The sequence below is a fragment of the Streptomyces sp. NPDC054783 genome, assembly GCF_053611725.1.
Genome location: NZ_JBSHAY010000016.1, coordinates 107,771 through 128,407 on the forward strand (window position 1 = coordinate 107,771; position 20,637 = coordinate 128,407).

Below are 20,637 nucleotides of genomic sequence, written 5' to 3' on the forward strand. Positions count from 1 at the left end.
GGCGTCAGAGCCGGGCCAGCTCGTCCACGAGGTCGTCCAGGCCCAGCGAACCCTGCGACAGCGCCGCCATGTGCCAGGCCTTCAGGTCGAACGCGTCGCCGTGCCGCTCGCGCGCCTTCTCCCGGCCCAGCAGCCACGCCCGCTCACCGAGCTTGTAGCCGATCGCCTGACCCGGAATCGTCAGATACCGGGTCAGCTCGCTCTCCACGAAGTCCGCCGGCCGGCTGCTGTGCGCCCCGAAGAACTCCTGCGCCAGCTCCGGCGTCCACCGCTCACCGGGGTGGAACGGCGAGTCGGCGGGGATCTCCAGCTCCAGGTGCATGCCGATGTCCACGATCACCCGGGCCGCCCGCATCATCTGCGCGTCCAGGTAGCCGAGCCGCTCCTCGGGATTGGTGAGGTAGCCCAGCTCGTCCATCAGCCGCTCCGCGTACAGCGCCCAGCCCTCGGCGTTGGCGCTGACCCCGCCGATCGTCGCCTGGTAGCGGGAGAGGTTCTCCGCCACGTGCGCCCACTGTGCGAGCTGGAGGTGATGCCCGGGCACGCCCTCGTGGTACCAGGTCGAGACCAGGTCGTAGACCGGGAAGCGGGTCTGCCCCATGGTGGGCAGCCAGGTGCGGCCGGGGCGGGAGAAGTCCTCCGACGGGGCCGTGTAGTAGGGGGCCGCCGCACCGCCGGGCGGGGCGATGCGCGACTCCACCTTCCGCACCCGCTCGGCGAGTTCGAAGTGAGTGCCGTCCAGGTCCTCGATGGCCTTGTCCATCAGGCCCTGCAGCCACTCCCGCACCTCCTCCACACCCTCGATGTGCCGGCCGTGCTCGTCGAGGTGCGCGAGCGCCACCCAGGGGGTCTCGGCACCGGGCAGGATCTTCTCCGCCTCCTGCTGCATCGCGCCGAGGATCCGGTGGAACTCCGACCAGCCGTACGCGTACGCCTCGTCCAGGTCCAGATCGGTGCCGTTGAAGTAGCGGGACCAGCGTGCGTACCGTTCGCGGCCCACCGTGTTCGGGGCGCCCTCGATCGCCGGCGCGTAGACGTCCCGCAGCCAGTCCCGCAGCTCCACCAGGGCATCGGTCGCCGCGCGGGCCGCCTCGTCCAATTCCGCGCGCAGCGCCTGGGGCCCGCCGGCGGCGAAGTCCTCGTACCAGCCGCGGCCCTTGCCGTCCGTGTTCGTCCACTCGGAGAGCTGCTCGATGTACGTCGCCGTCGGCCGCGGCGCCGCGAACAGCTTGCGGTCCAGGCCGAGTTGCAGCGACTCACGGTAGCCCGCGAGCGCTCCCGGCACGGCGCGCAGCCGCTCGGCGATCGCCGACCAGTCCTCGTCCGTCTGCGACGGCGTGACCGTGAAGATGTCCCGCACCGAGTGGCCCGGCGTGGCCATGTTGCCGACCGCGCGCAGGTGCTCGTCCGCCTCGTGCACGGCGAGTTCGGCGGTCAGCCGCTCCCGCAGCAGCCGCCCGCAGCGCCGCTCCGCGTCACTGTCCGCCCCCGGCTGCCGCTCCGCCTCGTCCAGCTTCGCGAGCGTGGTCCGCGCCAGCTCCGCGAGGGCCGCCTGGCCCGCGGGCGAGTAGTCGGGCAGGCGGCTCGAACTCTCCTTCACACCGAGGTAGGTACCGGTGACCGGGTCGAGGGCGATGAGGTCGTCCACGTACGCGTCTGCCACCTGACGGGGCAGCGGGCTCTTGGTCTCAGACATGTGCCCATCCTCGTACGAGAAGGATCACTCCGTCACCCACGTATGGGGGGATTCAGCTCTGGGCGTGGCCGGGCGGCAGCAGCGGCCCGCACTCCCACTGCTGGAAGATCAACCGGGTCTCCACCCGGGCCACCTCGCGCCGCGCGGTGAACTCGTCGAGCACCAGCCGCTGCAGATCGGCCATGTCCGCGACGGCCACATGCACCAGATAGTCGTCGGGGCCGGTCAGATGGAACACCGTCCGCGCCTCGGGCAGCGCCCGGATCCGCTCCACGAACGGTCCGACCAGCTCCCTCCGGTGCGGCCGTACCTGTACCGACAGCAGCGCCTGCAGCCCGCGCCCCAGTTTGGCCGGATCCAGTCGCAGCTGGTGGCCCAGGATCACGCCCGAGCGCCGCAGCCGGGTCACCCGGTCAAGACAGGTCGACGGCGCCACGCCCACCTGCGTGGCCAGATCACGGTAGGTGGTCCGGGCGTCGTTCTGCAGCAGCCGCAGCAGATGGAGATCCACCGGATCCAGTACGACAGATTCGGCCATGGGCCGAACGTAGCACGGTGTTCGAATCCAGTGAACCGTTCACTGTTCACCCTTCCGCGCATGGACACAGCGAGCACCGGTGCCTACGACGGCGTACGCACCGCATCGAGAGCCCTGGCCACGGAAGCCGTGCACGCCGGCCGCGACGATCTAGCCCGCCAGGGCCTGCACGCCCCGCCGATCGACCTGTCGACCACCTACCCCTCGTACGACAGCCGCGGTGAGGCAGCCCGCATCGACGCTTTCGCCACCGACGGCGCCGACCCGGTGGGACCGCCCGTCTACGGTCGGCTCGGCAACCCGACCGTCGCCCGCTTCGAGACCGCCCTCGCCCGCCTGGAGGGCACCGAGTCCGCGGTCGCCTTCGCCAGCGGGATGGCGGCGCTCAGTGCGGTCCTGCTGGCCCGTTCGGCCATGGGCCTCCGCCATGTGGTGGCGGTACGACCCCTGTACGGCTGCAGCGACCATCTGCTGACCGCCGGGCTGCTCGGCACCGAGGTCACCTGGACCGACCCGGCCGGCATCGCCGACGCGCTGCGCCCGGACACCGGCCTGGTCATGGTGGAGTCCCCGGCCAACCCGACCCTCGCCGAGATAGACCTGCGGGCCGTCGCGCACGCCTGTGGTTCGGTCCCGCTGCTCGCCGACAACACCTTCGCCACGCCGGTGCTGCAACGCCCGGCCGAGCACGGCGCCCGCCTGGTGCTGCACAGCGCCACCAAGTACCTCGGCGGGCACGGCGATGTGCTGGCCGGAGTGGTCGCCTGCGACGAGGAGTTCGCCGGGCGACTACGGCAGATACGGTTCGCCACCGGTGGCGTCCTGCATCCGCTGGCCGGGTATCTGCTGCTGAGGGGACTGTCCACGCTCCCGGTCCGGGTGCGGGCCGCGTCCGCGAACGCCGCCGAGCTGGCCGGTCGGCTCGCCGCCGACCCGCGCGTGACCCGCGTCCACTATCCGCGCATCGGCGGCGCGATGATCGCCTTCGAGGTGCACGGCGATCCGCACGAGGTCATCTCCCGGGTCCGGCTCGTCACCCCGGCGGTGAGCCTCGGCAGCGTCGACACGCTCATCCAGCACCCCGCTTCCATCAGCCACCGCATCGTCGACGCCGACGACCGGCGCGGTGCGGGGGTGAGTGACCGGCTGCTGCGGTTGTCGGTGGGGCTGGAAGACGTGGACGATCTCTGGTCCGACCTCGACCAGGCGTTGGGGGAGCCGGTCCGCATGCCGGTGCCACTGCGGGAGGCGGTGCGCTGAGCGGTTGCGGCCGGTGGTGGGTGCGGGTGAGCGGGGGTGAGTCGGGGTGAGTCGGAGTGGGTGGGGCACCGCCGGACACCGCCGTTGTGGCTGAGCGCCGTTTCGGCGGATTCATGGCGCGGCCGTCTTCATAGAGCGCCCGGGGTTCCGGCTGCCGGTTTCCGGCCCGGGCGGCAGATTCCGGTTCCGGCCGCACGGACCGGGTCAGGCCGCAGATGCCGGGCCCGGCGGCCGGCCCGGCCCCGACGGTCGGCTCCGGGCCACAGATCCCGCCCCGGGCCGCCGATTCCGGGCCGGGCCGCGAGCCGGGCCCTGGTTGTCGGACTCGGCTCAGTCCGGCCCCGATGGTCGACACCGGCCGCAGATCGGGCCTCGTGCCGCAGATCCCGGACCTGACCGCCAGCCCGGCCCTGGTCGTCGACCTCGGGTCTGAGTCCGGCTCCGACGGGCGAGACCGGCGGCTGACTCGGCCCCGGGCGGCCGGCCCCACCCCGGGCTGCCGCCTCAGCCCGGCTTTCGCATCGGCTCAGGCTGCCGGTTCCCGCCCGGGGCCTTCGGCTTCGCCCGGGGCTGCCGGCCTCGCCCCGGCGTGCCTGTCCTCGGCGCGGGCTGCTGATCCCAGCCGGGCCGCCGGCCGCAGCCCGGGCTGCCGGTCCCGGCTCGGCTTCGCGTGCCGGCCCGCCTTCCCACGCCGGGGCGGGGGTGCAGATGACGGCCGGGTCGGGGCCGGGTGGCGTCTCAGTCGCGCCGGGCCGGGTTGCCGAGGTGGTGGAGGCCGGCGTCGTACGGCGGCCGGGCGGCGGCCGGTGTGGTGGCCAGGCGGGCGGTGATGACGAGCGTGCCCTCCTCGATCTGGTAGTCCAGGGGCAGCTCGAGGCCGCGCATCGCGGCGACCATGCCGGTGTTGGACGCCTGTGTCACTGCGTACACGCTCTCGCAGCCGGCCTCCACGGCCATCGCCACCAGCCGGCCGAGCAGTTCGGCGCCGATGCCGCGCTGCTGCCAGTCGTCCTCGATCAGCAGCGCGACCTCGGTCTCGTCGCCGTCCCACAGCAGATGCCCGAGGCCGACGATGCGACCGGAGGTGGTCTGCGCGGCCAGCGTCCGGCCGAAACGGGGGCTGAGCAGGTGGTTCAGATAGCGGTCCGCGTCGCCGACCGGGCCGTGGTAGCGCATGCCGAGGGTACGTGGCGAGCACCGCTCGTGCATCGCCTTCGCCGCGGCCAGGTCTCCGGTGTCCGCCCGGCGGACGGTGATGTCGCTGCCCTCGGGCAGCGTCAGCACGTCCTTGCCGCGCGGGATCCGTGGACCGAGCCGGTTGTCGAGGTCCACCAGCGCCCGGGCACGGGCGAACTCGGTGGGTGTGAACGGCAGATACGGCCGCTCCACGGTGAGCACCCCGCCCTCCGGCGCCGGCAGTCGCATCACGGTGTCCTCCAGCACGCCCTCCACCGGCACCGGCTCGGGGCCGCGACCCCCGCCGACCGGTGTCCCGGGCAGCGAGCGGATCGTGCACCGGCCCAGCAACTGGCGCAGCGCCAGTGGCAGTTCGGCGGCGTCCAGCGCGGTGCGCGCGGCCAGCCCGAGCACTCGGGTGGGGGCGTCGACCAGGTCGTGGGCATCGGCCCGCTCGATCCAGGTGGACTCTCCGCCGGCCTGCGAGACCGCCCGGGTGATCCCGGCCGCCTCCAGCGTGCCCGGTGCCCGCAGCAGGAACTCGTCCACCGTGCCGTCGGCGAGCGGGTGTGTCTGGAGGCTCAGGATGTCGATGCGCCGCTCGGCCAGTGCCGTGCACAGCGACGCCAGCGAGCCCGGCTCGTCCTTCACCGTGGTCCGCATCCGCCACAGCGCACCGGTGTCGGCCACGGCGTCCGTGTCGTCGCCCGGCTGCCTGGACGGCCCGGCCGACCGCGTCTCGGCGGTCGGCCGGGCGCCGGTATCGCCGGCCGGCGGTGCGTGTCCGTGGCGCCGTGCCCACCAGGTGTGGAAACCTGCCGTGGCGGCCAGCACGAGCGCCGAGATCACCAGCAGGGCCGGGCCGTCGGGGCCGTGCCCGACGAGGTTAGCCACCCCGTCGGCCACAGCCACGGCCGTGAACAGCGCGGCGAGCTCGACGAGGTCCCGCCGCCAGTGGTGCACGGGGCGTCCGTGCTTCGTCCGGGTCACATCAGACATCTCTGGAGTCATGCAGCCACTGTGAAGGAAAGGTGTTGCGTGATCACGAACTGATTGTGACCGATGGGTAAAGCATGCTCCGTCCGTTTTGTTGCATATTCTACGGCCTGTCGGCTCCGTGCCTCTCGGCCCCAGATCGTGGCGTTGTCGTCGTCCAGTGCTCGCGTCATACGAAAACCGTAGAGGCGACCACTGACAATCGGTCCGACCTGCGAAAACGCCGGTACCGCAGCGGAGTTGACCGTGCCGCGCTCCGTGGGATGACGCCGGCGCGCGGCACGGATGAAGGGTACGGGACCGGCGGGCCGGCCGGTGTCTACTGGCCGACCCGGCCCGGCTGGAGCGTCTGCGTGAACAGCACGGTGCCGTCGTACTCGCGCAGCCGGACCGTCAGCTCACCGCTGTCGCCGTCGATGTCGACCTCGCCGAAGAACTGGTAGCCCTGGGCCGGCGACACGTTGGAGGCGGTGGGCGCCTTGACGAACACCCGGTCCGGGCCGAACGTGCCGTCCAGCGCGTTGGCCGGGAAGGCGCCGGCGTTGAGCGGGCCGGAGACGAACTCCCAGAAAGGCTCGAAGTCCTTGAACGCGGCCCGGGACGGGTCGTAGTGCTGGGCCGAGGTGTGGTGCACGTCGGCCGTCAGCCACACCGTGCCGGTGATCCGCCGGTGCTTGATGAACCGCAGCAGCTCGGCGAACTGAAGCTCGCGGCCGAGCGGAGCGCCGGGGTCGCCCTGTGCGACGGCCTCGAAGTTCGGCTTGCCCTCGACCGGGTCGGGCACGACCAGCCCCAGTGGCATGTCGTTGGCGATCACCTTCCACACCGCGCGGGACTTGGCGAGCTCCCGCTTGAGCCACTCCAGCTGCTCGCGGCCGAGGATGCCCACCGGGTCCGTGGTCTGGTTGTCCGGGGAGTTCGCGCTGCGGTAGGTGCGCATGTCGAGCACGAACACGTCGAGCAGCGGACCGTGGTGGACGACTCGGTAGATCCGGCCGTCCGGGCGCTCGCTGACGGTCGAGATCGGGAAGTACTCGGAGAACGCCTGCCGGGACCGCAGCGCCAGGTCGTCGAGCTTCGTGCCCGCCGGGTAGGGGGTGCCGCTGCCGATGACCTCGCCCGGGTACCAGTTGTTGCGGACCTCGTGGTCGTCCCACTGGATGATGTTGGGCACCTGGGCGTTGAACCGGCGCAGCGCCGAGTCCAGCAGGTTGTAGCGGAAGTTGCCCCGGTAGTCGTCCAGGGTGGTCGCGACGTGCGACTTCTCCTCGGTGGTGACGTTCCGGTAGACGCTGCCGTCGGGCAGGGTCGCGGTCGCCGCGATGGGGCCGTCGGCGTAGATGTTGTCGCCGCTGCACAGGAAGAAGTCGGGGTCGACCTTCGCCATCGCGTCGAAGATGCGGTAACCGCCGATGGACTCGTTGATGCCCCAGCCCTGTCCGGCCAGGTCGCCGGACCAGACGAACCGCACGCCCTGGCGGCGCCGGGCGGGCGCGGTACGGAAGGTGCCGGTGACCGGCTCGCCCGTGCGGCGCGGGTCGTCCGGGTCGGCGAGCAGCACCCGGTAGTGGATCTGCTCGCCGGGCGGCAGGCCGTGCAGCCGGGTGGTGCCGGTGAAGTCCGTGCCGGAGCCCAGCAGCGGACCGTGCCATCTGCGCGGGTTGCGGAACGACTCGGTGGCCGAGGTCTCCACGATCATCCGGGCCGCCAGGTCCGAACGCACCCACACCAGACCGGAGTCGGTGGTGACATCGCCCGCCTGCACGCCCCAGCTCGCCTGGGGGCGCCCGGAGCGGGCGAACGCCGGGGCTGCGCCGAGGCCGACGGGCAGGGTGAGGGCCGCCGACGCGACCAGGGAGCCGCGCAGAACGCTGCGGCGGCCGGGGAGCGGACGGTCTGACATGGCTGCGCCTCCAGGAGCGGGATCCGGCCAGTGTGCAGAGCCACACCTACTGGGACGCTGCGGCATGCGCGGAAACCCGAAGTGAACAACGAGCCCTGGGTGCAGTCGCCGATGCGGCGGCGACCGAACGGACCGTCCGCGGCAAGCACCTGCGCTCCGGGACGGATCGACGCGGGCGGGCCACGGTCCGTCCCACAGTGCGGGCGCCTCACGTGCGGCCATGGCCGGCCCCGCACCGAGGGTGCCCCCACCGACGGCCGGAACCGGCCCCCTTCAGCGAGCCCGGTTCCGCCTGCCGCCAGGCATCGCCGCCGGCCGCCCGTTCAGCGGCTGCCGTCCAGAATGACCCGCGCGACCAGGGCCGGGTCGTCGTTCATCGGGCAGTGGCCGCAGCCGGGCAGCCGTACCAGCCGGGCGTGCGGGATCAGCTGCTTGGCACGCACGCCCTGACGGCGTACGAGGAGCCGGTCCTGGGTGCCCCAGGCCACCGTGACCGGCAGACCCGGCAGGTCGTCGGTGAACCGGACGGTGCTGCCCGCCCGCAGCGTCGCGTCGAACCCGGTGGCGCCCACCAGTGCGAGCGTCTCGGCGACGACGGCTTGCGGGTCGCGGCGCGCGGGTCGCGCGTAGATGGTGCTCGTCAGCGCGGTACGGCCGGCCGCGGTGCGCGACAGTCGCTCCACCAGCGGCAGCGGGAGCCGCTGGGCGATGCCCCGCATGGCGAGCAGCACCGCGAAGGCGTACCGGCGCTCGGCCTCCGTCCAGAACCCGGCCGGAGAGAGGGCCGTGACGGACCGTACGCGCTTCTCCCGGCCGAGTTCCAGGGCGAGCAGGCCGCCCAGCGAGTTGCCCGCGATGTGGGGCCGGTCCAGCTCCAGTGCCTCGAACAGGGCGCCGAGCACGGAGTTGGTGGTGGGCAGGTCGTAGGCGAGGCCGTCCGGCAGGGCCGGGGACGTGCCGAAGCCCGGCAGGTCGACGGCGATCACGTCGCGCTCGGTGGCGAGGATGTCCACCACCGGGTCCCAGGCCTGCCGGTGATGGCCGATCCCGTGCAGCAGCACCAGCGGCTCGCCGTGTCCTACGCGCGCGTAGGACACGGTCACGTCCTTCTGGCCGTGCGGAGTGGGGACCTTGAAGGCGACGGTGGCGGACATGGGGTGCTCCTCGGCTGGGTGCTGACGGACGCCGTAGACAGTTTGTCAGCAATTACTACCGGCCGGTAGCCCCTGGTGGGAGTACGCCCTGCGCTGCGGCGGTGGTCAATCCGCCCGGCACACCTCGATGTTGAAGTCCGCCGTCCCCAACTGCCGCATCATGGTGAGCCACAGCGTCAGATACATCTCCGTCGCCCGCGCGGCCCGGATCCCGCCCAGGTCCAGCACCCGCTCGGCCGGCCATCCGAACTCCCCGAGCAACGCCGTCACCTGCTCCTTGGCCCTGGCGTCCTCACCGCACACGAACAGGTGGTGCGCACCAGGCACCCGGCCCGGATCCACCATCACCTGGCAGTTGACGGTGTTCAGCGTCTTCACCACGCGCGCGTGCGGAAAGGCCCGCTGGATCTGCTCGCCCACGCTGTCCGACTCCACCGGATCCAGCCGCGGTTGGCCGTCCTCGAAGGCCAGCGGATTGGAGACGTCCACCAGGACCTTGCCGTCGAGGTGTTCGGCGCCGGCCGCCCGCAGGGCGTCGAGCGCCACCCGGCCGCCCACCGCGTTGATGACCACCTCGGCCGAGGCGGCCGCCTCCGCGAAGGTGCCCGCGCGGGCGCGCTCCGCCGAGGCCGTGGCCCACTCCAGCGCCACCGGGTTGTCCTTGACGCGCGATCCCAGGGTCACCTCGTGCCCCAGCTCCACCAGTCTGCCGCCCAGCGTGCGGCCCACCTCGCCCGTGCCGAGCACCGCGTATCGCATCGGCCACCTCCCGTTGCCGGCCGCCGACTTCCGGCGGTCCGCGGTCATTGTGATCCGGACCGGCGCCGGACGGGCCGATTCCGGGTGGACAGCCCCGGCGCGTGTCGGATGGGATGGAGCGGTGACCACCGAGACCGCGACCGATGTCTTCGAAGAGCACCGCCCCCTCCTCATGGGCGTCGCCTATCGCATGCTCGGCCGCGTGGCCGATGCCGAGGACGTGGTCCAGGACGCCTGGCTGCGCTGGTCCCGCGCCGACCGTGCGGAGGTCCGCGAACCGCGCGCCTACCTGGTGCGCATCGCCACCCGACTGGCCATCGACCGGCTGCGCCAGGCGCAGACGCGCGGTGAGGCGTACGTCGGTCCGTGGCTGCCGGAGCCGTACCTCACCGAGTTCGGCGACGCCGCCCCGGACGCGGCGGACCACGCCGTGCTCGCCGACAGCGTCTCGCTCGCCCTGCTGGTCGTCCTGGAGTCGCTGTCGCCGCTGGAGCGGGCCGTCTTCGTACTCCGGGAGGCGTTCGGTTACCCGTACGCCGAGATCGCCGCCCTGCTCGACCGCAGCGAGGCAGCGGTACGGCAACTCGCCGGGCGGGCGCGCCGGCACGTCGACGAACGCCGGCCGCGCTACGACGTCGACCCCGGCCGGCGACGCGAGCTGACCGAACGTTTCCTCGCCGCCGCGGCCGACGGCGACCTGGACGGGCTCGTGTCCCTGCTCGCCCCGGACGTCCGCCTGGTCGGCGACAGCGGCGGCAAGGCCAAGGCGCCGCTGCGGGTCCTGCACACCGCCGACAAGGTCGGCCGCTTCCTCGTCGCCGTCGCGCAGCAGTCCGCGGCGGCCCTGTCCTACCGCTTCCTGGAGGCCAACGGCGGCCCGGCGCTGCTGGTCCTGTCCGACGGCAAGCCCGAGAGCCTGGTCCAGGTGGACGTCGCCGAGGGTCGCGTCGCGGCCGTGTACATCGTCCGCAACCCCGACAAGCTGCGGCACCTCGCCGACTGCTGAGCCACCCACCGCCGAACCGCACGCGGCCCGCGAGCCCCCGTTCCGCGACGGGGGCTTTGCCGCGATGTCACACACACCGCCGTGCACGAACGCCTTGTGAACGCTCCGCGGCAGGTCGGCTGTCCGTTGTGCAGGGGATCGAGGATTGGTCTTGACCAAGGGTGAGGGCCGCCCTATGGTCGCAGAGAAGTGCAACAACCTTTAATAAACAAGGGCGCCAAAACCGCCGGACCACGGCTCTTGCGGAGGACAGGGTGGGGACCACGCAGCTGGAATCGGTACCGGAACCGAAGTACTGGCATCTCAAGACCGTGCTGAGCGAGGCACTGGACTCGGAGTTCTCGGTCGGCGAGATCCTGCCCAACGAGCGCGACCTCGCCGCCCGCTTCGGCGTGGCCCGCGCCACGCTCCGCCAGGCCCTCGAACAGCTCGAGCTGGAAGGCCGGCTGCAGCGCCGCCGCGGTGTCGGTACGACCGTCGCGCCTCCGCGTGTGGGCGTGGCCGTCGGCACCGAGCAGCACGTCTGGCCGGGCGCCGCCTCGGACGCCTGGCAGCCCGTCGACTGTGACCAGGCGGTGCCGCCCGCCGCCGTCGCCATGGCCCTGGAGACGGGTGCGGACGAGCCCGTGCACACCGTGCGCCGCTCCCGGATGTCCCACGGCCAGCGGGTCGCCACCGAGCTCCTCTACGTCCCGACGGCCTCCGTCCCCGACCTCACCGCGATCGACGCCCCGTCCGGTCCGGCACGCGCGCGTGCGGTGCTGCGTGAGCTCCAGCACCTGACGCTCGAGGGCCAGGACCGTGCTGTGGAGCTGGGCTCCGCCCGCGCCGACGACGCCAAGGACCTCGACCGGCTCCCCGGCTCCCCGGTCCTGGTCGTCACCACCCGCTTCGTCGCCGCGGGCCGCACCACCGCCCTGTCCATCGCCACCTACCGCGCCGACACCTGCCGGCTGACCTTCGGCGACTCACCCGAGGTGGAGATACACCACGACCCGGAGCGCCAGGCTTCCTGACCTCCGGGTCCCTCCACCATGCCGGGTGCGGCCAACCCCCTGGGGGCGCGGGGAGCTGCGCGACCAGCCACAAGGGCGCCACAGCAGCAAGACCAGCCGCACCCGGTACCCGCCGCTCACCAACGGGCACCGCTCAGCGCCGCGCCGTCGCCGATCCGTCCACCGCGAACAACTGCTCCTCGACGTGGTCCAGAGCCAAGCGCAGCGCCCCCGTGGCCACGGCCGCCTCGCCCAGCAGGGACAGCGCCACCTGCGGCGGCCGCAGGCAGTAGCGGGCCAGCTCGCGGCGCAGCGGTTCCAGGACGCCGTCGAGACCGGCCGCCCACCCGCCGATCACCACCAGCTCGGGATCCAGCGCCAGCACCAGCGCGGCCACGTCGTGCACCAGCCGCTGGATGAACCGTTCCACGGCCGCCCGCGCGCGCTGGTCGCCCTCGCGGGCCAGCGCGAACACCTCGGCGACCGCCTGTTCGTCCAGCGGGTGCAGCGGCTCGTCGGTGGTGGACAACAGTGTCTCCGGAGTCGCCTCGCGGCCCAGCAGATGGAGTGCGCCGATCTCCCCGGCCGCCCCGCCGTAGCCGCGGTGCAGCCGCCCGCCGATCAGCGAACCCGCGCCCGGGCTCAGCCCGGCCAGCACGAACACCACGTCGTCCGAGTCGGTGGCCGCGCCCTTCCAGTGCTCGGCGACAGCCGCCGCGTTGGCGTCGTTCTCCACCAGCACCGGGCACTCGAAGGAGCGGCTGAGCCGCTCACCCAGGTTCAGGCCCGTCCACTGCGGCAGGGCCGTGCTCAGCCGGACCGTGCCGTCGGCCTCCACGATCCCCGGCGTGCCCACGCCCACGGCCCGCAGCGAGCTGCGCGCCACCCCGGCCCGGCCCAGCAGCTCGGCGACCGCGCCGCGCAGCCTCTCCAGCCGCTCGTCCGCCGGCGCCGTCTCGTCGACCTCCTCGGCCTGCGCGCCCAGCACGCGTCCGTCCAGGTCGGACAGCAGTGCGGCGACCCGGTGCGGCCCGATCTCCAGGCCCAGCAGATGCCCGGCCTCGGCCCGGAACCGGAACCGGCGCGCTGGTCGCCCCTGACGGCGCGCGGTGCCCACCTCGGCCGCCTTCTCTACGACGAGTCCCGCCTCGATGAGCCCTTCCACGACCCCCTCGACGGTCGGCCGGGACAGTCCGGTGACCCGGGTGATCTCGGTGAGCGTCGCGCAGTCCGTGGCACGCAGCGCGTGCAGCACCACCGCGGAATTGATCCTTCGCAGCAGCGAGGGATCGCCGCCGGTCAGCTGCCCCACCGTCCGTCCTCCCAGCTCGCGGGCGTGTTGGGCGGATCGTACTCGGCCCGGCGCGCCCCGGCGAGTGCCGGCTTCCGCACGGCCGGCCCGGCTCACTCCGGCTCGACGAACCCCGACTCGTACGCCGCGATCACCGCCTGGGTGCGGTCGCGCGCGCCGAGCTTGGCCAGCACGGCGCTCACATGCGACTTGACCGTTTCCGTGCCTACGACCAGCCGGGCGGCGATCTCCGCGTTCGACAGCCCGCGCGCCATGAGCCGCAGGACCTCCCCCTCCCGCTCCGTCAGCCGGGCCCGTTCCAGTGCGGCACGTGCCGGCCGGTCGCCGTCGCCGTACCGGGCGGCGAGGCGTCGTACGGAAGCCGGGAACAACAGCGACTCGCCCTCCGCGACCAGCCGTACCGCGTGCACGATCTCGGCCGGACGGGCCCGCTTCAGCAGGAAGCCGTCGGCGCCCGCGCGCAGCGCCTCGTACACGTACTCGTCGTCCTCGAAGGTCGTCACGACGAGGATCTTCGGCGGCTCGGCCACCGTGCGCAGCACCACGCGGGTGGCCTCGATGCCGTCCAGCAACGGCATGCGGACGTCCATGGCGACGACGTCCGGCCGCAGTTGCCGCACCAGCGGGACGACCGCGGCCCCGTCGGCGGCCTCGCCCACCACCTCGATGCCGGGCTGCGCCTCCAGCACGGCCCGCAGACCGGCGCGGACCAGGGGTTCGTCGTCGACGAGGAGTACGGTGACCGGCATCCGTCCAGACTAGATCAACTGATCGGCAGCTCCGCGAGCACCTGCCATTCGCCCTCGTCCGGACCGGTGCGGGCGCTGCCCCCGAGCAGTGCGGCGCGCTCCCGTATGCCCCGCAGGCCGCTGCCGCGGCCCTCGCCTGATAGCGGCCCCGGCAGCGGATTGCGGACCTCCAGGGCGAGCAGATCGCCGGTGACCGCGACCCGGACCCGCACCGGCACGGCTCCGGTGTGCCGCAGCACGTTGGTCAGCGCCTCCTGCAGGATCCGGTATCCCTCGCGGGACACCGGCCCGGGCACGGTCGCGACCGGGCCCGTCACCTCGGCGTCGACCTTCGCGCCGGAGGCCCGCGCCGACTCCAGGAGCCGGCCGGCGTCGGCCAGGGTGGGCCGGGCGCTCACCGGACGATCGCCCTCCCGCAGCACGCCCAGCACCCGCTCCAGGTCCTCCAGGGCTGCCCGGCCGGTCTCCTCGATGGCGTCCAGGGCGCGGTCGGTGAACTCCGGGTCGCCCGCAGACCGAGCCGCGCCGGCCTGCACCACGGCCACTGTCAGTGCGTGCCCGATCGAGTCGTGCAACTCCCGTGCGATACGGGTGCGTTCCAGCAGCTGCTCGGTGCGCTCCTCCAGCGCGGCCAGCCGCTCGGCGGCCGACGGGCCGAGCAGTCGGCGCGCGCAGACCGTGACCAGCTCGCCCAGCCCGACGACCACGCCGTACAGGGCGAGCAGCGGGAGCGGCGTCAGCAGGGCCCACCCGCGGTGCGCCGGCAGCCGGTCCAGCAGCGGCACCCCGGCCGGCGCCCGCCCCCAGGCGCAGCGGGCCAGTTCGAAACCGGTGTCGAGCAGCCACACCGTGGCGAACATGGCCGCCACGCCGAGGACCATACGCAGCTGAAGCCACAGCACCGTGCGCCACCGGTCCCGCCAAGTCGCCGACGGCGCCTCGGAGATGCCCGGCTCCGCCTCGCTGGGCGTGAGCAGCAGCCGTGCCTGCACGCCCTCGCCCCGGCGCACCGCGGGCACCAGACCGAGCGGGACGAGCACCAGCGCGGGCACCCAGGGAGTCGACATGTCGATGAAGAGCCAGACGCTGACCACCAGCATCGGCACCCACAGATGCAACAGGCGTGTGTACGTCGTCCCGCGCGACAGCGGGCGCAGGAAGCGGGGCATCCGGGCCATGACGTCATCGTCGCAGGCGGCACCGACAACGGACCTCCCCCGCTCGGGGGAGAGGCTCCGCACCGGCGGGGGAGGACCCGGAGTCCCGCCGTCGCCAGGCTGGTTGCCATGACCAGCATCGACATACGCGACCTCAGCAAGGAGTACGGCGGACGGCGGGCCGTGGACCGGCTCACCTTCAGCGTGCGCCCCGGCCGCGTCACCGGCTTCCTCGGCCCCAACGGCGCCGGCAAGTCCACCACCATGCGCCTCGTCCTCGGTCTCGACCGGCCCACCTCCGGCACGGCCACGATCGGCGGCCAGGACTACGCCGATCTGCGCGAACCCCTGTGCCGGGTGGGCGCGTTGCTCGACGCCCGGGCCGCGCACGGCTCCCGCACCGCCCGCGACCATCTGCGCGCCCTCGCCGCGAGCAACCGCATCCCGGACCGCCGGGTCGACGCCGTACTGGAGGAATCCGGGCTCGCCCGGGTCGCCCGGCGCCGGGTACGGACGTACTCCCTAGGCATGCGCCAGCGGCTCGGCATCGCGGCCGCCCTCCTCGGGGACCCCGAGGTGATCCTGCTCGACGAACCCGCCAACGGCCTCGACCCCGAAGGCATCGTGTGGATCCGCGCGCTGCTGCGCCGACTCGCCGCGGAGGGCCGTACGGTGCTGGTCTCCAGCCATCTGATGGGCGAGACCGCCGCCTTCGCCGACCACCTCGTGATCCTGGGCCGGGGGCGCCTGCTGGCCGACACTCCGGTCCGGGAGTTCATCCACGCACGCGTGCGGCCGCACGTCCGGATCCGCACCACCGAGCCCGCGGCGCTGGACGACCTGCTCGCCCGCCACGGCCTCGACGCCTCACCCGCTCCGGACGGGGCCCGCACCGTGCGGCACGCGCGTGTGGACGACATCGGGCGGCTCATGGCCGAGGCCGGCCTGCCCGTCCTGGAACTCGCCGCGCACGAGGCCACCCTGGAGGAGGCCTACCTCGATCTGACCGCGGCCGAAGCCGAGTTCACCGCACTGCCCCAGGAGGCCTGACCATGCCGTTCGCATCCGTCCTGCACGCCGAGTGGATCAAGATCCGTACGCTGCGCTCACTCGTCGGCGGCCTGGCCGCGATCCTCCTCGCCACCACCGCGTTCTCGGCGCTCGCGGCCGCGGACGCCGACGGCTCGGACTCGCTGTACTCGGTGTTCTTCGGCGTGAGCCTCGGCCAGATCGCCGCGATCGCCTTCGGCACGACGGCCGTCTCCGCCGAGTTCCGGGGCGGCGCGCTGCGGCTGACGCTGGCGGCGGTGCCCGACCGCCGGCGGTGGTTCGCCGCCAAGGCCACCGCGATCGCCCTGCCCGTGGTGGCCGTCGGCCTCCTCACCGGGCTGGTCACCCTGCTCGTCGGCAAGTCGGTCCTCGGCACCTCCGGCCCGGCCTGGAGCGAGGGCTTGCGCGGCGCCGTCGGCTGCGGACTGCACATGACGCTGATGGCGCTGTTCGCCGCCGGGCTGACTGCCGTACTGCGCAGCGGTGTCGCGACCCTGTCCGTGCTGATCCCGTTCCTGCTGGTCGTGTCCTTCGTCGTCGGCGACCTGTCCGCCGGCGTCGCCGACTTCCTGCCCGACCGGGCCGGCCAAGTCGCCCTGCACAGCGCCTGGGACGGCACCCTCGGCCCATGGAGCGGGCTCGCGGTGACCGCGCTGTGGTCGGCGGCCGCCCTGCTCGCGGGCGCGTGGACGCTGGAACGCAGGGACGCCTGACAGCCCGCCAATTGTCAGTGGTGCCCGCTTTACTGGATCACATGGACATCGCGAACCACCTCGCTGTGATCGACCGGCTGTGCGCCCGGGAGTTCCCGGCGGAGCACGGCCGGACGGACGTCGGCACGGGCGGGCCCGGATATCTGATAGCCGAGTTACAGACCAGCCGCGATTTCTACGAGGACGGCGGCGCAGAACGGGAGATGACGGAGGAGCAGTACGAGGCGGACCGGGACGCCCTCGGGGAGCGGCTCGCCGAGCGCTGGGGGCCGACGGACGTGTTCAGCCTGTCCAGCGCCTTGGAGCGGGCCGTACAGGGGGAGGACGTCGCCGAGCCGTGGGCCACGCTCGCCTCGCACGTACCCGATGTGCACCTGTGGCAGGCATCGACGGGCCGCTGGGTCGCCCTGGGCGTGTCCCAGTGGGACGACGAGCTCCCGTTCCAGCTGCTGGCGGTGGTGACGTCCGTGGACCCGCCCTGACGGCCTAGGCCGGCGCAGCCATCCGCAGCCGGGCGAACTCCTCCGCCATGGTCGCCGCCGTCCAGTGCGCGTTCAGCCCGCTGGGATTGGGCAGCACCCACACGCGGCTGTCCCCGATGGTCCGCTTCTGCGGTCCCACCTGCGCCGTGCGCTCGCCGAAGGCGGCCCGGTACGCGGTGACCCCGACCACGGCGAGCCACTGAGGCCTCAGCCGCGTCACCTTCTCGGTCAGCAGCCGCCCGCCCTCGACGTACTCCTCGGCGGTCAGCTCGTCGGCCCGCGCGGTCGCCCGCGCCACGACGTTCGTGATGCCCAGCCCATGCGACAGCAGCTCCTGCTGTTCGGCCGGTGCCAGCAGGCGCGGAGTGAAGCCGGACAGGTGCAGGACCGGCCAGAAGCGGTTCCCGGGGCGGGCGAAGTGGTGACCGGTCGCCGCCGTCATGAGCCCCGGGTTGATGCCACAGAAGAGCACCCGGAGGCCGTCCGTGACGACGTCCGGTACGAGACGGTCGCGGGCGGCCTCCAGTTGCGCCTTGGTGAGGCGGGAGGAGGGGGTCAGAGGATCGCTCCGGGGGTGTATCCGGCCGCCTCCGGGTGCTGCTTGACGATCTCCTCGATCCGGCCGACGACGACACCGACCTGGTCGGCGGCGGCGCCGGTGAAGGACAGCTTGTCGGCCATCAGGGCGGCGAGCTGATCGCGGTCGAGGGGGAGGCGGTCGTCGGCGGCGAGCTTGTCGAGCAGGTCGTTGCGCTCGGCGCCCTGCTCACGCATCGCGAGCGCGGTGGCGACGGCGTTCTCCTTGATCGCCTCGTGCGCGACCTCACGGCCGACCCCGGCGCGCACCGCGCCCATCAGCACCTTGGTGGTGGCCAGGAACGGCAGATAGCGGTCCAGCTCGCGGGCGACGACCGCCGGGAAGGCGCCGAACTCGTCCAGCACGGTCAGGAAGGTCTCCAGCAGGCCGTCCAGCGCGAAGAACGCGTCCGGCAGGGCCACCCGGCGGACCACCGAGCAGGAGACGTCGCCCTCGTTCCACTGGTCGCCCGCCAGCTCGCCGGTCATCGAGGCGTAACCGCGCAGGATGACCATGAGGCCGTTGACGCGCTCGCAGGAGCGGGTGTTCATCTTGTGCGGCATGGCGGAGGAGCCGACCTGGCCCGGCTTGAAACCCTCGGTGACCAGCTCGTGCCCGGCCATCAGCCGGATCGTCTTGGCCAGCGAGGACGGCGCCGCCGCCAGCTGCACCAGCGCGGTGACGACCTCGTAGTCCAGGGAGCGCGGGTATACCTGGCCGACCGAGGTGAACGCCTGCGAGAAGCCCAGGTGCTGCGCGATCCGGTTCTCCAGCTCGGTGAGCTTGGCCGCGTCGCCGCCGAGCAGGTCCAGCATGTCCTGCGCGGTGCCGACCGGTCCCTTGATGCCGCGCAGCGGGTAGCGAGCGAGGAGCTCCTCGACCCTGCCGTACGCCACGAGCAGCTCGTCGGCGGCCGTTGCGAAACGCTTGCCCAGCGTCGTGGCCTGCGCGGCCACGTTGTGCGAGCGGCCGGCCATGACCAGCTCGGCGTACTCGCCGGCCAGCTTGCCCAGGCGCGCCAGCACGGCCACCGTACGGTCGCGCATCAGCTCCAGGGAGAGCCGGATCTGCAGCTGCTCGACGTTCTCGGTGAGGTCGCGGGAGGTCATGCCCTTGTGCACGTGCTCGTGCCCGGCGAGGTCGTTGAACTCCTCGATCCGCGCCTTCACATCGTGCCGGGTGACCTTTTCGCGCTCGGCGATCGACGCCAGGTCGACGGTGTCGAGGACACGCTCGTAGTCGGCGATCGCCTCGTCCGGCACCTCGATGCCGAGGTCCTTCTGGGCGCGCAGCACGGCGAGCCAGAGCTGCCGCTCCAGCTTCACCTTCTGCTCGGGGGACCAGAGCGTGGCGAGCTCGGCGGAGGCGTAGCGTCCGGCGAGGACGTTCGGGATGCGGGGCTTGGCGGGCGCGGCAGAAGTCACGTGACCAGATTCTACTGGCGGTTCGTGCAGGCCAGCGCCACTGCCCCCTTCGGCGGAACCTACGAGAGCCGTGTCACTGGGTGGCGTCCGTCGGCTCGGCCGGCTCCGGCGGCCCATCGGCGTCGGCCAGTTCGGCCAGCACGTTCGCGTGGCACAGCTCCGGCGCGCACCAGCACGCCAGCGTCTTTCCCCGCAGTTCTTCGACCAGCTCCAGCAGCTCCGGCCGCTCCAGCAGATAGGCCCGGTACATCGCCATGACCTCGGCTCGGGTGCCGTCCCGCTTCTTCGTCGGGGTGTCGTACGCGAAAGGGTTGTACAGCGGGTGCCGGGGCAGATCCCAGCCGCCCATGGTCCAGCGGCGGCCGACGTAGACCACATCCGCGGGCGCCTGTTCGAGCCGGGGACCGAGTTCGTGGATCCGGCCCCGGACGTTGATCACCCGCGTGGTCATGACCGCGAGGCTACGCCTGAGCCTCGTACGGCAGCAGTTCCGGGCGCTTCGGCGGGCGGCCGTCCCCGGAGGAGCGGCCGGTGAGGCGCCGGCCTATCCAGGGGAGGAGGTGCTCACGGGCGAACCGTGCGTCCGCCACCCGGCGCGTCACCCAGTTCGGCGGCACCGTGGCCGGCATCGGCACGTGCCACTCGGTGTCCTCCGGCTCGTATCCGAGCCTCTGCCAGACCGCTTCGGCGGCCCGACGGTGCCCCTCCGCCGTCAGATGCAGCCGGTCCACGTCCCACAGCCGGGGGTCGCCCAGCGAAGGCGCACCGTACAGGTCGACCACGACCGCGCCGTGCCTGGCGGCCAGGTCCTCCACGCACGTGAACAGCTCCTCCATGCGCGGCCGGAACCGCTCCAGCACCGGGCCCTGGCGGCCGGGGCTGCGCATCAGCACCAGTTGCTTGCAGGACGGTGCGAGGCGCTCCACGGCCTCGGTCAGCAGGCCCTTCACCCGGCCCATGTCGCACTTGGGCCGCAGGGTGTCGTTGAGCCCGCCGACCAGCGTGATCACATCGGCGTTCATGGCCGCCGCCACGTCGACCTGCTCGTCGACGATCTGCCTGATCAGCTTCCCGCGCACGGCCAGGTTGGCGTACCGGAAGCCAGGCGTGCGGGCGGCCATCCGCGCGGCGAGCAGGTCGGCCCAGCCCCGGTAGGAGCCGTCGGGCAGCAGGTCCGACATGCCCTCGGTGAAGGAGTCACCGACCGCGACCAGGCTGCTGTACGGGGGAGATGCGGGATTCGTGTGCATGGCGTGAGCGATGCTATCCCGGCTCCATACCCGCCGGTCGGTCACCCCGGGAAAGCCCGGCTCACCCCGGAGACACCCGGCCTCACCCCGGAGACACCCGGCCTCACCCCGGAGACACCCGGCCTCACCCGGAAACGCCGGCCCCACCTCAGAAACGCCTGGCCTCATCTCGAGTGGACCAGACCCACCTCGGGTCGGCCTGGCCCACCTCGGGTCGGCCTGGCCCACCTCGGGTCGGCCTGGCCCACCTCGGGTCGGCCTGGCCCCACCTCGGGTCGGCGTGGCCCACCTCGGGTCGGCTTCGCCCACCTCGGGTCGGCCTGGCCCACCTCGGGTCGGCCTGGCCCACCTCGGGTCGGCCTGGCCCACCTCGGGTCGGCCTGGCCCACCTCGCGTCGGACCGGGCCTCACCCGGGTCCGAGCCAGGCCTCACGCCGGGT

The 20,637-nt window shown here is 72.9% G+C and carries 19 protein-coding genes; 6 read left to right on the top strand and 13 right to left on the bottom strand.

Annotated features, from left to right (window positions below; genetic code table 11):
- Positions 1–4 precede the first annotated feature (4 nt).
- Positions 5–1,696 carry a DUF885 domain-containing protein gene (locus ACWGJ5_RS26435; RefSeq protein ID WP_453312155.1) on the bottom strand — a complete coding sequence of 564 codons (1,692 nt, stop codon included), beginning with the start codon at positions 1,694–1,696 and terminating at the stop codon, positions 5–7.
- Positions 1,697–1,748: 52 nt separating this feature from the next.
- Positions 1,749–2,234, bottom strand: a complete 486-nt coding sequence (locus ACWGJ5_RS26440; RefSeq protein WP_453312156.1) for an Lrp/AsnC family transcriptional regulator — start codon at positions 2,232–2,234, stop codon at positions 1,749–1,751.
- Between the two features lie 60 nt (positions 2,235–2,294).
- Between ACWGJ5_RS26440 and ACWGJ5_RS26445 the strand changes: the two genes are divergently transcribed.
- Positions 2,295–3,494 (top strand): trans-sulfuration enzyme family protein, encoded by a 1,200-nt coding sequence (locus tag ACWGJ5_RS26445; RefSeq protein ID WP_453312157.1) that lies wholly within the window; start codon positions 2,295–2,297, stop codon positions 3,492–3,494.
- 738 nt (positions 3,495–4,232) lie between these two features.
- Here the strand turns inward: ACWGJ5_RS26445 and ACWGJ5_RS26450 are convergent.
- The 4 genes from ACWGJ5_RS26450 to ACWGJ5_RS26465 all read right to left on the bottom strand — a co-directional run bounded on the left by ACWGJ5_RS26450 (position 4,233) and on the right by ACWGJ5_RS26465 (position 9,482).
- The gene (locus tag ACWGJ5_RS26450) at positions 4,233–5,681 is read right to left on the bottom strand and encodes a GNAT family N-acetyltransferase (RefSeq protein WP_453312158.1); all 1,449 of its coding nucleotides are present in this window, start codon (positions 5,679–5,681) and stop codon (positions 4,233–4,235) included.
- 304 nt (positions 5,682–5,985) lie between these two features.
- Positions 5,986–7,569, bottom strand: a complete 1,584-nt coding sequence (locus ACWGJ5_RS26455) for an alkaline phosphatase D family protein (protein WP_453312159.1) — start codon at positions 7,567–7,569, stop codon at positions 5,986–5,988.
- A 323-nt stretch (positions 7,570–7,892) separates the two neighbouring features.
- Positions 7,893–8,723, bottom strand: coding sequence for an alpha/beta fold hydrolase (locus ACWGJ5_RS26460; protein WP_453312160.1), 831 nt, complete (start codon positions 8,721–8,723; stop codon positions 7,893–7,895).
- Positions 8,724–8,828: 105 nt separating this feature from the next.
- Positions 8,829–9,482 (bottom strand): NADPH-dependent F420 reductase, encoded by a 654-nt coding sequence (locus tag ACWGJ5_RS26465; protein ID WP_453312161.1) that lies wholly within the window; start codon positions 9,480–9,482, stop codon positions 8,829–8,831.
- 121 nt (positions 9,483–9,603) lie between these two features.
- Between ACWGJ5_RS26465 and ACWGJ5_RS26470 the strand changes: the two genes are divergently transcribed.
- Positions 9,604–10,488, top strand: a complete 885-nt coding sequence (locus ACWGJ5_RS26470; RefSeq protein ID WP_453312162.1) for an RNA polymerase sigma-70 factor — start codon at positions 9,604–9,606, stop codon at positions 10,486–10,488.
- A 254-nt stretch (positions 10,489–10,742) separates the two neighbouring features.
- The gene (locus ACWGJ5_RS26475) at positions 10,743–11,504 is read left to right on the top strand and encodes a GntR family transcriptional regulator (protein WP_453312163.1); all 762 of its coding nucleotides are present in this window, start codon (positions 10,743–10,745) and stop codon (positions 11,502–11,504) included.
- Between the two features lie 133 nt (positions 11,505–11,637).
- Here ACWGJ5_RS26475 and ACWGJ5_RS26480 read toward each other — a convergent pair whose 3' ends face one another.
- The 3 genes from ACWGJ5_RS26480 to ACWGJ5_RS26490 all read right to left on the bottom strand — a co-directional run bounded on the left by ACWGJ5_RS26480 (position 11,638) and on the right by ACWGJ5_RS26490 (position 14,713).
- A complete protein-coding gene (locus tag ACWGJ5_RS26480) occupies positions 11,638–12,795 on the bottom strand; it encodes an ROK family transcriptional regulator (protein ID WP_453312164.1) in 1,158 nt (385 codons plus the stop codon).
- A 92-nt stretch (positions 12,796–12,887) separates the two neighbouring features.
- A complete protein-coding gene (locus tag ACWGJ5_RS26485; protein ID WP_453312165.1) occupies positions 12,888–13,544 on the bottom strand; it encodes a response regulator in 657 nt (218 codons plus the stop codon).
- A gap of 14 nt (positions 13,545–13,558) precedes the next feature.
- Complete coding sequence (locus ACWGJ5_RS26490; RefSeq protein WP_453312244.1) at positions 13,559–14,713, bottom strand: sensor histidine kinase; 1,155 nt, start codon at positions 14,711–14,713, stop codon at positions 13,559–13,561.
- A 117-nt stretch (positions 14,714–14,830) separates the two neighbouring features.
- Here ACWGJ5_RS26490 and ACWGJ5_RS26495 point away from each other — a divergent pair, with 117 nt between their 5' ends.
- The 3 genes from ACWGJ5_RS26495 to ACWGJ5_RS26505 are packed head-to-tail and all read left to right on the top strand — an operon-like array spanning position 14,831 to position 16,946.
- Entirely contained in the window at positions 14,831–15,751 is a 921-nt protein-coding gene (locus ACWGJ5_RS26495; protein WP_453312166.1) for an ATP-binding cassette domain-containing protein, read from the top strand.
- A gap of 2 nt (positions 15,752–15,753) precedes the next feature.
- Positions 15,754–16,464: an ABC transporter permease gene (locus ACWGJ5_RS26500; protein WP_453312167.1), complete on the top strand. Its 711-nt coding sequence runs from the start codon at positions 15,754–15,756 to the stop codon at positions 16,462–16,464.
- A gap of 41 nt (positions 16,465–16,505) precedes the next feature.
- A complete protein-coding gene (locus ACWGJ5_RS26505; protein ID WP_453312168.1) occupies positions 16,506–16,946 on the top strand; it encodes a hypothetical protein in 441 nt (146 codons plus the stop codon).
- Positions 16,947–16,950: 4 nt separating this feature from the next.
- On the opposite strand, the gene mug is transcribed toward ACWGJ5_RS26505, so the two are convergent.
- The 4 genes from mug to ACWGJ5_RS26525 form a co-directional block, all read right to left on the bottom strand.
- A complete protein-coding gene (gene mug / locus ACWGJ5_RS26510) occupies positions 16,951–17,388 on the bottom strand; it encodes a G/U mismatch-specific DNA glycosylase (RefSeq protein ID WP_453312169.1) in 438 nt (145 codons plus the stop codon).
- Positions 17,389–17,501: 113 nt separating this feature from the next.
- Positions 17,502–18,947 (bottom strand): adenylosuccinate lyase, encoded by a 1,446-nt coding sequence (gene purB, locus ACWGJ5_RS26515; RefSeq protein ID WP_453312170.1) that lies wholly within the window; start codon positions 18,945–18,947, stop codon positions 17,502–17,504.
- Positions 18,948–19,020: 73 nt separating this feature from the next.
- The gene (locus ACWGJ5_RS26520) at positions 19,021–19,398 is read right to left on the bottom strand and encodes a DUF4326 domain-containing protein (RefSeq protein WP_453312171.1); all 378 of its coding nucleotides are present in this window, start codon (positions 19,396–19,398) and stop codon (positions 19,021–19,023) included.
- A 10-nt stretch (positions 19,399–19,408) separates the two neighbouring features.
- Positions 19,409–20,197, bottom strand: a complete 789-nt coding sequence (locus tag ACWGJ5_RS26525; protein ID WP_453312172.1) for an SGNH/GDSL hydrolase family protein — start codon at positions 20,195–20,197, stop codon at positions 19,409–19,411.
- Positions 20,198–20,637 lie beyond the last annotated feature (440 nt).

Coding starts and splice junctions, on each gene's coding strand:
- ACWGJ5_RS26485 (WP_453312165.1), bottom strand. CDS start 13,544: ATGCCGGTCACCGTACTCCTCGTCGACGACGAACCCCTGGTCCGCGCC.
- ACWGJ5_RS26520 (WP_453312171.1), bottom strand. CDS start 19,398: ATGACCACGCGGGTGATCAACGTCCGGGGCCGGATCCACGAACTCGGT.
- ACWGJ5_RS26500 (WP_453312167.1), top strand. CDS start 15,754: ATGCCGTTCGCATCCGTCCTGCACGCCGAGTGGATCAAGATCCGTACG.
- mug (WP_453312169.1), bottom strand. CDS start 17,388: ATGACGGCGGCGACCGGTCACCACTTCGCCCGCCCCGGGAACCGCTTC.
- ACWGJ5_RS26465 (WP_453312161.1), bottom strand. CDS start 9,482: ATGCGATACGCGGTGCTCGGCACGGGCGAGGTGGGCCGCACGCTGGGC.
- ACWGJ5_RS26450 (WP_453312158.1), bottom strand. CDS start 5,681: ATGACTCCAGAGATGTCTGATGTGACCCGGACGAAGCACGGACGCCCC.
- ACWGJ5_RS26455 (WP_453312159.1), bottom strand. CDS start 7,569: ATGTCAGACCGTCCGCTCCCCGGCCGCCGCAGCGTTCTGCGCGGCTCC.
- ACWGJ5_RS26525 (WP_453312172.1), bottom strand. CDS start 20,197: ATGCACACGAATCCCGCATCTCCCCCGTACAGCAGCCTGGTCGCGGTC.
- ACWGJ5_RS26460 (WP_453312160.1), bottom strand. CDS start 8,723: ATGTCCGCCACCGTCGCCTTCAAGGTCCCCACTCCGCACGGCCAGAAG.
- ACWGJ5_RS26495 (WP_453312166.1), top strand. CDS start 14,831: ATGACCAGCATCGACATACGCGACCTCAGCAAGGAGTACGGCGGACGG.
- ACWGJ5_RS26440 (WP_453312156.1), bottom strand. CDS start 2,234: ATGGCCGAATCTGTCGTACTGGATCCGGTGGATCTCCATCTGCTGCGG.
- ACWGJ5_RS26505 (WP_453312168.1), top strand. CDS start 16,506: ATGGACATCGCGAACCACCTCGCTGTGATCGACCGGCTGTGCGCCCGG.
- ACWGJ5_RS26490 (WP_453312244.1), bottom strand. CDS start 14,713: ATGCCCCGCTTCCTGCGCCCGCTGTCGCGCGGGACGACGTACACACGC.
- ACWGJ5_RS26435 (WP_453312155.1), bottom strand. CDS start 1,696: ATGTCTGAGACCAAGAGCCCGCTGCCCCGTCAGGTGGCAGACGCGTAC.
- ACWGJ5_RS26445 (WP_453312157.1), top strand. CDS start 2,295: ATGGACACAGCGAGCACCGGTGCCTACGACGGCGTACGCACCGCATCG.